The organism is Photobacterium piscicola, from assembly GCF_046058925.1.
Lineage (GTDB): Bacteria > Pseudomonadota > Gammaproteobacteria > Enterobacterales > Vibrionaceae > Photobacterium > Photobacterium piscicola.
In genome coordinates, this window is record NZ_CP175534.1 from 2,466,709 (window position 1) to 2,479,447 (window position 12,739).

Consider the following 12,739-nt stretch of genomic DNA (forward strand, 5'->3'; position numbering starts at 1 on the left):
TTAGTCACCAATTTTTGCCCAAGTATCACGTAGACCTACAGTACGGTTAAATACTAGGTGATCTGCACTTGAATCTTTGTTATCAGCACAGAAATAGCCCATACGCTCAAACTGGTATGCTTTTTCAGCTTCTGCTGCAACCAATGCTGGCTCAACAAAACCGTGCAATACCGTTAGCGATTCAGGGTTAATCACTGATACGAAATCTTCTGCAGCACCTGGATTTGGCACAGTAAATAGACGATCGTATAAACGAATTTCTGCTGGAATACCTGCTTGTGCAGATACCCAGTGAATAACACCTTTCACTTTACGACCGTCAGCTGGGTTTTTACCTAGCGTGTCTTTATCGTAAGTACAGTAAATAGTCGTGATATTACCTTCAGCGTCTTTTTCAATACGCTCAGCTTGAATCACGTATGCACCACGTAGACGTACTTCTTTACCTAATACTAAACGCTTATACTTCTTGTTCGCTTCTTCGCGGAAGTCTTCACGCTCAATGTAAAGTTCACGGCTAAATGGCACTTCACGCGTACCCATTTCTGGTTTATTCGGGTGATTAGCAACCATTAATGTTTCAGACTCACCATCAAAGTTTTCAATCACAACTTTAACGGGATCTAGAACCGCCATTGCACGAGGTGCATTTTCATTTAGATCATCACGAATACAAGATTCTAGTGAGCTAATTTCAATGGTATTGTCTTGCTTAGTTACACCAATACGCTTACAGAATTCACGCATAGAGCCCGGTGTAAAGCCGCGACGACGTAAACCAGAAATTGTTGGCATACGTGGATCATCCCAACCGTTAACAAGTTTATCGGTCACAAGTTGGTTTAGTTTACGCTTAGACATCACAGTATATTCAAGGTTTAGACGACTAAACTCATACTGATGTGGTGTGCAATCAATAGTGATATTTTCAAGAACCCAATCGTATAAACGACGGTTATCCATGAACTCAAGCGTACAAATAGAATGCGTAATGCCTTCTAACGCATCAGAAATACAATGCGTAAAGTCGTACATTGGGTAAATGCACCACTTATCACCCGTCTGGTGGTGATTTGCAAAACGAACGCGGTAAATAACCGGATCACGCATAACCATAAACGGTGATGCCATGTCGATTTTCGCACGTAGACACATTTTGCCTTCTTCAACTTCGCCGTTCTTCATTTTTTCAAATAAGGCTAAGTTTTCTTCGACACTACGATCGCGGTAAGGACTATGTTTACCCGCTTGCGTTAACGTACCGCGGTATTCGCGCATTTGCTCAGGACTTAGCTCATCAACATATGCTAAGCCTTTATTAATTAATTCAATGGCAAACCCGTGAAGCTGATCAAAGTAGTTTGATGAATAACAAATCTCACCACTCCACTCAAAGCCTAACCAGTTAACATCGTTTTTAATAGACTCAACATATTCGATGTCTTCTTTCTCAGGGTTGGTGTCATCGAAACGTAAGTTACATTGACCCTGATAGTCCTGAGCAATACCGAAGTTCAAACAAATAGATTTCGCATGACCGATATGCAGATAACCATTTGGTTCTGGCGGGAATCGGGTATGTATGCTTGTATGTTTGCCACTTGCTAAATCCGTATCAATGATTTGACGGATAAAGTTAGTTGGACGAGCTTCAGATTCACTCATCTATTACACCTCGTGTACTTACAGGATTGAGAATTATGTACAGTTCATCAATATGAACTATGACTTTACACTATACCTCAATGCCGCTATGCAAAAAATCAAAAACGCAGTTATAACAAACAATAGTTGTGATTTTAATTAATAACGCGCAATAAAAAGCCGACGATGGTCATCCCATCGTCGGCAATAAAGCGATCATATAATGATCAGAGCTTACATTGTTATTAGTCGATTACAGTGTTGTTACACGACTGAAACGTTTACCATTACCACTTACAGCGCGGATTTCAACTTTGCCAGTCACACTTGGTTGTGCTTTCGCATCATAAGTGTTCCATGTTTTACCTGCATCCGTTGAGTACTGTAGTGTCAGACCTGGCATGCTTACGTTCATCGCAAGTTTACCGTTTTCAATCTTAGCGCCAGGTACTGGTACGCGGTATTGAATACCCGCAGCATCAAGTTTCGCAAGTTCACGTTGACCTAATACGTTAGCAAAACGCTGCCATTCATTATGAAGTGCTTTCTTGTTTACATGGTTAGAATCTTGAGAATATTCAACACCTACTTGGTATTCATTTTCCCACTCACCTTTATGCCATGCTCGTTCAGCAGCAGCTAATACACGAGGGAACACCATGTATTCATACTGCTTATCGTTACCTACTGTCTCACTCCAAAGCTGAGCAGAAAGACCATGGAAACCTTTTGATTTCACAGTACCTTTACTTGTAAAGCCATTGCCATCACGGTCAAGTGATGTTTCAGCATTTTGTGGTAAGTTCTCTGGCGCAAAACCAAACATCTTACGAGTATCTGTTGCACGTGTTGCCCAGTAGTAGCCACGCTCTGATGGATCTACTTCATATGGCATATCCATGTAAACATAATCAGGGTTTGATACTACAACATCGTAGCCTTTATCAGCCCACTCATAAGCTGATGCACCGCCGCCCCAGTACAGAACGTCCCAGAAGTTTACACGTACATTATCAGTACCAAATGCTTTTGAATCTTTTGAATACTTCAAGCCATCTTGCCATGCTTGGAAGTTTTCAATGCCCTTACCATTGACGACTTCACTGATTTTCTCAGCAAAATGACTTGGTAGGTGATCATAATCAGCCACAACACCTTCTGCGATCAATTTCTGACACATTGGTGATTTCTGGTATGGCTTATTTTGCTTAGATTGGTCAATAGAACCGGTCCAAGCTGTTTGCTCTGCAGCATTAATATCTTGGAAGCCTGCGTTTAACTTAATGTTTTTCGCTTCATCGCCACCGAAGTGCCATGTATTTAGCGGCATACCCGCTTCTTTATGCATAGCTTGAAGTTCAGAAATAACTTTATCTACAAACTTTACAGAAGAATCCATACATGGGTTGATGAAACTACGCTTATCGTAGAACTGTACGGTGGTTACGTTTGACGTATCTTGTGGATCCATCAAACGGTATTCGTTCGCTTCATCCATCTTGCCTTCAGCAGCAAGACGTTTATAACGCGCTTCCATCGCAACCACGGCTGCACGTGCGTGTGCTGGCATATCGATTTCAGGGATCACTTCGATACCACGTGCTTTCGCGTATTTTAGAATATCTAAGTAGTCTTGCTTACTGTAGTAACCAGAGCCATCGGTATCTGACGTTGGGCCTGAACCTAATTGAGGTAACAGACATGTTGTTTCAGATAGATCATGACAACGCTTACTACCAATGTCAGTCAGTTCTGGTAAACCAGGAATCTCTACACGCCAACCTTCATCATCAGATAGGTGGAAGTGGAATTTGTTCATCTTGTACGCAGCCATTTGGTCTAACGTACGCAGAATAACGTCTTTTGAGTGGAAGTTACGACCCACATCAACCATCACGCCACGGTAATCAAAACGTGGAGCATCAGTAACTTCTAATGTAGGAATACTATTTTTAGCACCTGTGCTCATTAGAGAGATCAGTGACTGTACGCCATAGAATGCACCTTGGTCATCAAAACCAATAATAGTTGCACCTGTAGGAGTTACATCCAATGTGTAAGCGCCAGCGATTTGCTGATCTTTAGCAAATGAACCCGGTAGACGACTTACTTTTACTGGGTATTGACCTTTAGTATTAACACCCAATACGTCAAGACGCTCATTCACCGCAGCCATCATGTCAGCTGGCAATGTGAAGTTAGCAATTTTAATACCGTTTGCTAATGAAACAGTGTTGCCTGTTAGCTTGGTACTTAATGGCGTGGGAACAATGGTTGCAGCCACTTCTGTCGTAGCTAACACATTGATATCTTGGTTTTTATTAAAACGTGTTTCAGCGGTTGCAAGCACGTTATTATCGGCTTTAACACGCTTGAATTGGTCACCTTTAAGTGGCACCAAGTAATCACCTGGATCTGCTGAATCTGTACTCTTAATTGTTTGTGGCGCAGCATCACCTGATGTTACGTATGCACGAGGCATGTAGTCATTTTCGAAAAGTGTCCAGTATTCGCCAATGTAAGGAATAACAACCTTCTCACCTTCAGCAAAACCATCAAACTTGTCTGTTGGCTCTAACGTATGAAGGTCACCTGTTACGTGTGTAACTTTAAATTGGTCGTTTTGAACTTCAAGAATTTGGCGAATGCTGCTGAAATAAATTTTCCAGTCAGTCCCCGTTACTGCTGGGCCATTATTTTCCAGCGTTAAATTAATTAGATCACAAGATGCCCATTCTGCGCCTAGCGTCTTACACTGTAGGCCTTCTTCTGCACCGTGTTGAGTAACAATTTCATAAGTAACATCAAGGTTATTAGCTAAATTTTTAACAACCTTCTCATCATCATTTCCTTGAGTTGCACAACCAGTTACTGCTAGTGCAATGAAAGATGCTAACGCTGTAAGTTTAATAGTCATGAAATATTCCTTTCTCCCGATATCCCTTAAAATGAAGGGAAAATCTATATAGAGCCCAAAAGTTGGGTACTCAAAATGCCGGTCTTGATATCTTACAATTAAAATATCAGGACCGGTCTAATTAAAAGTGTTGCGGTATTTCGTGTGTCGCCTAATTACTTAAGAATTTAAATAATTATGGAAGTTTTACTGCTGATAGATCTTCTGATGCTGGAATCTTTTTCATTTCGCCAGCAACGATTTCAGCTAGAGGGCCAAGGATAACTTGTAGGTTGTTTGAACCTAGTTTAACCACACCCATTGCACCTAGTGCTTTTAATGTTTTTTCATCAGCTAGGCTACTGTCTTTTAGTGTAAGACGTAGACGAGTGATACAAGCATCAATGTTTTCTAGGTTACCGTGACCACCAAGCGCTTTTAAGTATTGCTTAGCTAACTCACCAGTTTCAGTTGAACCTTTTACTGATGATTTGTCATCTGCTTCGTCATCTTCACGGCCTGGCGTTTTAAGATTAAACTTAATAATCGCAAAGCGGAAGATTCCATAGTAAATACCGAAGAATGCAATACCTTGAAGAATCAACATGTACCAGTTAACTGCTAATGGGTTACGTGCTGACAATACCATGTCGACAAGACCTGCAGAGAAACCGAAACCAGACATCCAGTGCATTGATGCTGCAATATATACAGAGATACCTGCTAATGCTGCGTGGATAACATAAAGTGGTGGTGCAAGGAACATGAATGCAAATTCTAGTGGCTCAGTAACACCAGTGAAGAATGATGCAAAACCAGCAGCAATTAATAATGAAGCTGTACGCTCTTTATTCTTAAGCTTCGCTGTGTGGTACATCGCTAATGCTGCACCAGGTAGACCAAACATCATTACTGGGTAGAAACCCGCTTGATACATACCAGTTACACCTGGAACACCTTGACCACTTAAGAAGTTAGGAATGTCGTTAATACCAGCAACATCAAACCAGAAAACTGAGTTCAGTGCGTGGTGAAGACCAACAGGAATCAATAGACGGTTAAAGAATGCATAGATACCAGCACCTGCTGCACCCATACCTTGGATACTTTCACCAAAGCTAACAAGACCGTTGTAAACTAGTGGCCATACGAACAGTAATACTGCTGCGATAGCGATACCAGCAACGGATGTTAGAATTGGAATTAAACGCTTACCACTGAAGAATGATAATGTTTTATGCAATTCAACGTTAGAGTAACGGTTATAGATTTCTGCAGAAACGATACCAACCAAGATACCAACAAATTGGTTATTAATCTTAGCAAAAGCGGCTGGAACAGCACTTGCGTCGATACCTTGGATCATTGCAACTGATCCTGGTGATAGCAACGTAGTTACAACAGTGTAACCAACGAAACCAGCTAGTGCAGCTGCACCGTCTTTATCTTTTGACATGCCGTATGCAACACCAATTGCAAACAATACTGACATGTTATCGATAATTGAAGAGCCCGCTTTAATCAGGAACGCAGCAATTGCTGAGTTTGCACCCCAACCAGATGGATCAACCCAATAGCCAATACCCATTAAAATTGCCGCTGCAGGAAGTACTGCAACTGGCACCATTAGTGCTTTACCTACTTTTTGAAAATATCCAAGAATATTCACCCTTAGTTCCCCCTATGGTTTTCTTAGATGCGATAGTGATAGCTTTTTTTTGCCATCTCTTTTTTGTCCTTTGCAGTTTATGAATTTTATTTCGCTCCGCAAATTAAAACATCATCATTTGTGATCTTAATCACCGACCGAAGACAGAACTGAGTGATTTTGCTAGCTCGATCATAAAACTTATTTTATCATTCGAAACAAAGGCGCTATGCCGCTAAGATTTTTCCTGTTTTAACTATCTTCAACGAGGTGTCAACGTGAGACTAATCCCGCTTAATAACGCTAAAGATGTTGGTTTATGGTCTGCTCGCTACATTGCAGATCGCATTAATAAGTTCCAACCAACAGCTGAGCGTCCATTTGTGCTAGGTCTACCTACAGGTGGTACACCACTTCCGACATACCAGCGTTTGATTGAATTATACCAAGCTGGCGAAGTAAGCTTTAAAAACGTCGTGACATTCAACATGGATGAATATGTTGGTATGGCGGCTGATCACCCTGAATCATACCGTAACTTCATGTATAACAACTTCTTTAGCCATGTTGATATGCAAGAGCAAAACATCAACTTACTTGATGGTAATGCCGCAGATCACGAAGCTGAATGTCAACGTTACGAAGACAAAATCAAAACTTACGGCCGCATCAATTTATTCATGGGTGGCGTGGGTAACGACGGTCATATCGCATTCAACGAACCTGCATCATCACTCGCTTCTCGTACTCGTATCAAAACGCTTACGCACGAAACTCGTATTGCAAACTCTCGTTTCTTTGATGGTGATATCAACCAAGTTCCTAAATATTCATTAACTATTGGTGTGGGTACACTACTAGATTCTGAAGAAGTAATGATTCTGATCACAGGTCACAACAAGGCACAAGCACTTGAAGCCGCTGTTGAAGGTTGTGTAAACCACCTATGGACTGTATCTGCACTACAGCTTCACCCTAAATCAATGATCATTTGTGATGAGCCATCAACTCAAGAACTTAAAGTGAAAACAGTTAAGTACTTCCAAGAGTTAGAAGCTGAAAACCTGACACACATCTAATCTAGAACCGTGTCATTTTTAGGTACGAAATAACATTTATTGTTTATCGTCACCGAACATTGAATAAACGCCGCCACCCTGACGGCGTTTTACTTTCCTCATTGAAATTAAACACAAAAAAGAATAATTGTGACTATTAACAATACAGTTATGGTTTACAATTCGCTTGTTAGCGATATATCCCTTCTCTATAGCTCGTTTTTCGTATTTTAGTGACCAATGCCACAGCCCAAGCAAGCATCAACAACGATTTCTTTATTTTTACTCATAAGAAAGTATATTAGTGTGTTAATTAATGTATTGAAAAATGCAATACATCAAACAATTCGACACTAATAATCATCAAAATTAATTAAATCCGTGTCGAATAATAGGTAGCGCTTTGATAAAGACGATAACGATAACTCATCATCATAATCATCTTCAGGCGATAATTATTAACGCTAATTACGAGCAGAACTAAATTATGACAGGCGGACAAATTGGTAATGTTGATCTGGTCAAGCAGCTAAATAGTGCTGCGGTATACCGACTTATCGACTTGCAGGGCCCCATATCTCGCATTCAGGTCGCTGATATTAGTCACCTCGCGCCTGCAAGTGTCACTAAAATCACCCGTCAGTTACTGGAGCGTGGCTTAATAAAAGAAGTCGCTCAACAGGCTTCAACGGGAGGTAGAAGAGCTATCTCACTGACAACTGAATCAGTGAACTTTCACTCTATCGCTGTACGCATTGGCCGCAACAATATTGAAATAACCCTTTATGACCTCAGCGGTAAACATATTACTGGTGCGGCCTACCCATTTTTATATTCAGACCAAGATGTATTAGCCGAAGGCCTCATCAAATATATTCAAGAATTTATTGATAATAATCAGAATGTAATGAAAGAATTAGTGGCATTTGGCATTATTCTTCCAGGGCTTGTGAACCCAGAAACCGGCACAGTTACTTACATGCCAAATATTAACGTTCACGACTTTGAACTTGCACATATTCTACAAAAAACATTCAATATTATTACCTTTGTCGGTAATGATGTTAGAGGCTTAGCACTGGCAGAGCATTTCTTTGGTGCCAGCCGTGATTGTAAAGACTCCATCTTAGTTAGCATGCATAACGGTACAGGGGCTGGCATTATCGTTAATGGCCAAGTCTTCCTCGGCCAAAACCGTAATGTCGGTGAAATTGGTCACATTCAAATTGATCCTTTAGGTGATAAATGCCAATGCGGTAATTTTGGCTGCTTAGAAACGGTAGCCTCTGATCCTGCGGTCATTATGCATGTCAAAAACCTACTCAGCCAAGGCTACCCAAGTAGTTTACAAGACTTGGAAGAGGTCACTATGCCTGCCATTTGTGACGCGGCTAACAATGGTGATGAACTGGCCATTCAAGCATTACTGAAAGTCGGTCACCATCTTGGTAAAGCTTTAGCAATGACGATTAATTTATTCAACCCGCAAAAGATTATTCTGGCGGGTAATATTACTCAAGCCCAAGCTATTGTATTACCTGCAATACGTCGTTGTGTGGAAAACCAATCATTATCTGCTTTTAATCATGATTTGCCGATTGTCGCGTCAGAGTTATATAACCAACCGACCATAGGTGCTTTCTCTATGATTAAACGCGCCATGCTTAATGGTGTACTGCTACAACGCTTACTCGAAGATTAAGTCACCACGATCTCCATTCATAAGAGCGAATAACTATCGTTCTTATCAAACCACCATTACAAAAAAGGGGGATTAATCTCAAATGATTAATCCCCCTAATGCTATTATTGTTACCAATTATATTTCCGCACACTACTTGCAAGGATGTAGTCTAAGATATGGAGCTACTGTATATTAGCGCGGCTTTTCTAGCCGGTTTTATTGCCCTTCGTTGTAAATTACCCCCTTTAGTTGGCTTTTTAGTCGCTGGCTTTACGCTTAATAGTTTTGGTTTTCAACCGACACCAGCACTGACAACGTTAGCCGATCTTGGCGTGACATTATTGTTATTTACCATTGGCTTAAAACTTGACATAAAAACTTTACTTAACAAAGAAGTATGGGGCGGCGCAACCATACACAATCTATTATCTACCGCCTTGTTTACGCTATTTCTGTTAGTGCTAAAACAATTAGGACTAACAATGTTTGCCGAAATGGCACTCAGTCAATTAGTACTGATTGGCTTTGCATTATCATTTTCTAGTACTGTTTTTGCCGTCAAACTGCTACAAGACAAAGGAGAATTAAACGCTAAATATGGTACCGTCGCGATTGGTATCCTGGTTATGCAGGATATTTTTGCAGTACTCTTTCTCACTATATCCAGCGGTAAAATCCCAGATATTACTGCACTTGGTTTGTTTGCCCTGCCTTTACTACGTCCATTGTTATATCGCATCCTCGATAAAGCTGGACACGGTGAAATATTAGTCTTGTATGCAGTTATACTTGCACTGGTTGCAGGTGCAGGTTTATTTGAAATTGTCGGGATGAAACCAGACTTAGGTGCCTTGATATTAGGCATGCTAATGGCTGGTCATCCTAAAGCATCAGAGATGGCTAAATCATTGTTTAATTTTAAAGAACTCCTCTTGGTATGCTTCTTTTTAAACATTGGTCTCGCAGAATCCCCTACCGTCAATGGTATGTTAATGGCACTGGTATTAATGCTGCTATTACCACTTAAAGGCATTCTTTATTACGCCGTATTCCATTTATGTCGCTATCGTGTACGAACCTCAATGTTAGCCACGTTAACCTTATTTAATTACAGTGAATTTGGCCTTATTGTGGGTGGTGTCGCCTATAAAATGGGGTTATTACCGGGTACATTTTTAGTGGCCATGGCTATCGCCGTCTCCTTATCATTTCTGCTCGCTGCACCACTGAACAGTATGAGTCATAAACTCTATACTGAAGCGGCTAAGCGACTAAAAGAATTTGATCCTGATCGATTAAATTGTAATGACAAACTGATTGATTTAGGAAATGCCAGTATTCTTATTCTAGGCATGGGACGTATCGGTTCAGGCGCCTATGACGAGTTAGAAAGTCGGTATGGTCAACAGATTATTGGGGTTGAGACTCGTCAAGAATCAGTAGAGTTACATCGCCAGCAACAGCGTAATGTCATTCATGGTGATGCCACCGACCCTGATTTTTGGGAACGAGTTATCAAAAATCATCACATTGAGCTTATTTTATTAGCGATGCCAAATGGCACCGCCAACATTTACGCTTTAGATCAGCTTAAAAGCCGCCATTTCCAAGGAAAAATAGCGGCTATAGCTAAATACAGTGATGAAGAAACCCAATTACATCAGCAAGGTATTGATGCTGCCTTTAATATTTACAGCGAAGCAGGTAGCGGTTTTGCGCGTGATGTCTGTGACCACCTTCAACCTCAGATATCCCCTCTCAAAACGTCCTAAGTTGCGCTTCAAAAGTTAGATATTTCGCAATGAAAAATAAACAATGGCGCCACCATTGTTTATTTTTTTAATTAAAAAACTACCGTTAAATAGATAATATTCAGAAAAAGCCATTTTAAATAGATAATATTCACCACCAGCGCTTTAATTAAATATAATTACAATAATTGGTTGTAATTTATTAACGAATACGTGATTTTAACAATCAACGAGAAAAGAGATGTGGCATCAACATCAATTATCATAATGATAACTTATTAGCTACATGATACATTTCCATTAATTATGGATAATAAAAATAAAACGTTTGGAGTAGTATTATTATGTGTTCAGTATTCGGTATCCTTGACATCAAGAGCGACTCATCAGTACTTCGTACAACAGCTCTTGAGCTATCAAAAAAAATGCGCCACCGCGGCCCTGATTGGTCAGGTATTTATGCCTCAGACAATGCTATTCTAGTTCATGAGCGTTTAGCAATCGTTGACCTTAATAGTGGCGAACAACCGCTGTACAACACAGATAAAAGTCATGTACTTGCAGTAAATGGTGAAATCTATAACCATAAAGAACTACGTGCTGAATTTGCACCTGATTACCCTTTCCAAACAGAATCTGATTGTGAAATTATTTTAGCGCTTTATAAAGAAAAAGGCCCAGAACTGTTAGATTACCTCAACGGTATCTTTGCCTTTATTCTTTATGATGAGCAAGAAGATGCTTACCTTATTGGCCGTGACCACATTGGCATCATTCCACTTTATCAAGGCTATGATGAGCATGGTAACTTCTATGTTGCATCAGAAATGAAAGCACTAGTCCCTGTGTGTAAAACAATCAGTGAATTTCCTCCAGGTACTTATCTTTGGAGTAAAAAAGGCGAACCTGTTCGTTACTACAAACGTGACTGGATGGAATTTGATGCCGTTAAAGACGCTAAAACAGATAAAGTAGCATTAACCGATGCGCTTGAAAGTGCCGTTAAACGCCAATTAATGACAGATGTACCTTATGGGGTATTACTGTCAGGTGGTTTAGATTCATCCGTTATTTCTGCTATCACGAAAAAATTTGCAGCTAAACGTATTGAAGATGATGAGCAGTCACAAGCATGGTGGCCAACACTGCACTCCTTTGCTATCGGCCTTGAAGGTGCTCCCGATTTAAAAGCAGCGAAAATTGTAGCAGATGCAATTGGTACGGTTCACCATGAATTAACCTATACCGTTCAAGAAGGGTTAGATGCTATTCGTGATGTGATTTACCACATTGAAACCTATGATGTCACCACGATTCGTGCATCAACCCCTATGTATTTGATGTCACGTAAGATCCGTGCAATGGGTATTAAAATGGTACTTTCAGGAGAAGGTGCTGATGAAATCTTTGGTGGCTATTTATATTTCCATAAAGCGCCTAACGCAAAAGAATTTCATGAAGAGACAGTGCGTAAATTGTTAGCGCTTAATATGTTTGACTGTGCACGCGCGAACAAATCAATGGCGGCATGGGGCATCGAAGCACGAGTACCGTTCTTGGATAAAGAATTCCTTGATGTTGCAATGCGCATTAACCCTCAAGATAAAATGTGTGGCAACGGCAAAATGGAAAAACACATTGTTCGCGAGTGTTTTGAACACTACCTTCCAGAGTCTGTTGCATGGCGCCAAAAAGAGCAGTTTTCAGACGGTGTCGGCTATGGCTGGATTGATAGCCTTAAAGAAGTCGCGGCAGCTAAAGTCACCGATCAGCAATTAGCTACTGCTGCGTTCCGTTTCCCGTATAACACGCCAACAACAAAAGAAGGCTATGTTTACCGTGAAATTTTTGAAGAACTATTCCCATTAGAAAGCGCAGCTAAATGTGTTCCTGGTGGTCCATCTATTGCTTGTTCTAGTGCCAAAGCAATTGAGTGGGATGAGAGCTTTAAAAATGCCGCCGATCCATCAGGTCGTGCGATTGCCGCGGTTCATAACCAAGCTTACAAAAAATAAATAAATTTACCGCATAAAAAAACCGCCATCAAAAATGGCGGTT

7 protein-coding genes are annotated in these 12,739 nt (G+C 40.6%); 4 read left to right on the forward strand and 3 right to left on the reverse strand.

What is annotated here, in order from left to right; genetic code table 11:
- From glnS to nagE, 3 genes are all read right to left on the reverse strand, one after another.
- A complete protein-coding gene (glnS, locus tag ACJZU6_RS11690; RefSeq protein ID WP_327765773.1) occupies window positions 1–1,665 on the reverse strand; it encodes a glutamine--tRNA ligase in 1,665 nt (554 codons plus the stop codon).
- A 232-nt stretch (window positions 1,666–1,897) separates the two neighbouring features.
- Window positions 1,898–4,561: a beta-N-acetylhexosaminidase gene (locus ACJZU6_RS11695; RefSeq protein ID WP_408900310.1), complete on the reverse strand. Its 2,664-nt coding sequence runs from the start codon at window positions 4,559–4,561 to the stop codon at window positions 1,898–1,900.
- A gap of 175 nt (window positions 4,562–4,736) precedes the next feature.
- Window positions 4,737–6,209, reverse strand: coding sequence for an N-acetylglucosamine-specific PTS transporter subunit IIBC (gene nagE / locus ACJZU6_RS11700; RefSeq protein ID WP_080156863.1), 1,473 nt, complete (start codon window positions 6,207–6,209; stop codon window positions 4,737–4,739).
- Window positions 6,210–6,466: 257 nt separating this feature from the next.
- On the opposite strand from nagE, the gene nagB reads away from it, so the two are divergent.
- The 4 genes from nagB (at window position 6,467) to asnB (ending at window position 12,696) form a co-directional block, all read left to right on the forward strand.
- Complete coding sequence (gene nagB / locus ACJZU6_RS11705; RefSeq protein WP_080156864.1) at window positions 6,467–7,267, forward strand: glucosamine-6-phosphate deaminase; 801 nt, start codon at window positions 6,467–6,469, stop codon at window positions 7,265–7,267.
- Window positions 7,268–7,733: 466 nt separating this feature from the next.
- The gene (locus ACJZU6_RS11710; RefSeq protein ID WP_080156865.1) at window positions 7,734–8,948 is read left to right on the forward strand and encodes an ROK family protein; all 1,215 of its coding nucleotides are present in this window, start codon (window positions 7,734–7,736) and stop codon (window positions 8,946–8,948) included.
- A gap of 158 nt (window positions 8,949–9,106) precedes the next feature.
- Window positions 9,107–10,702, forward strand: coding sequence for a cation:proton antiporter family protein (locus tag ACJZU6_RS11715; RefSeq protein WP_080156866.1), 1,596 nt, complete (start codon window positions 9,107–9,109; stop codon window positions 10,700–10,702).
- Window positions 10,703–11,025: 323 nt separating this feature from the next.
- Complete coding sequence (asnB, locus tag ACJZU6_RS11720; RefSeq protein ID WP_080156867.1) at window positions 11,026–12,696, forward strand: asparagine synthase B; 1,671 nt, start codon at window positions 11,026–11,028, stop codon at window positions 12,694–12,696.
- Window positions 12,697–12,739 lie beyond the last annotated feature (43 nt).

What these genes read in the sequence shown, in the direction of transcription:
- ACJZU6_RS11715 (WP_080156866.1), top strand. Translation starts at nt 9,107, where the DNA reads ATGGAGCTACTGTATATTAGCGCGGCTTTTCTAGCCGGTTTTATTGCC.
- asnB (WP_080156867.1), top strand. Translation starts at nt 11,026, where the DNA reads ATGTGTTCAGTATTCGGTATCCTTGACATCAAGAGCGACTCATCAGTA.
- glnS (WP_327765773.1), bottom strand. Translation starts at nt 1,665, where the DNA reads ATGAGTGAATCTGAAGCTCGTCCAACTAACTTTATCCGTCAAATCATT.
- ACJZU6_RS11695 (WP_408900310.1), bottom strand. Translation starts at nt 4,561, where the DNA reads ATGACTATTAAACTTACAGCGTTAGCATCTTTCATTGCACTAGCAGTA.
- ACJZU6_RS11710 (WP_080156865.1), top strand. Translation starts at nt 7,734, where the DNA reads ATGACAGGCGGACAAATTGGTAATGTTGATCTGGTCAAGCAGCTAAAT.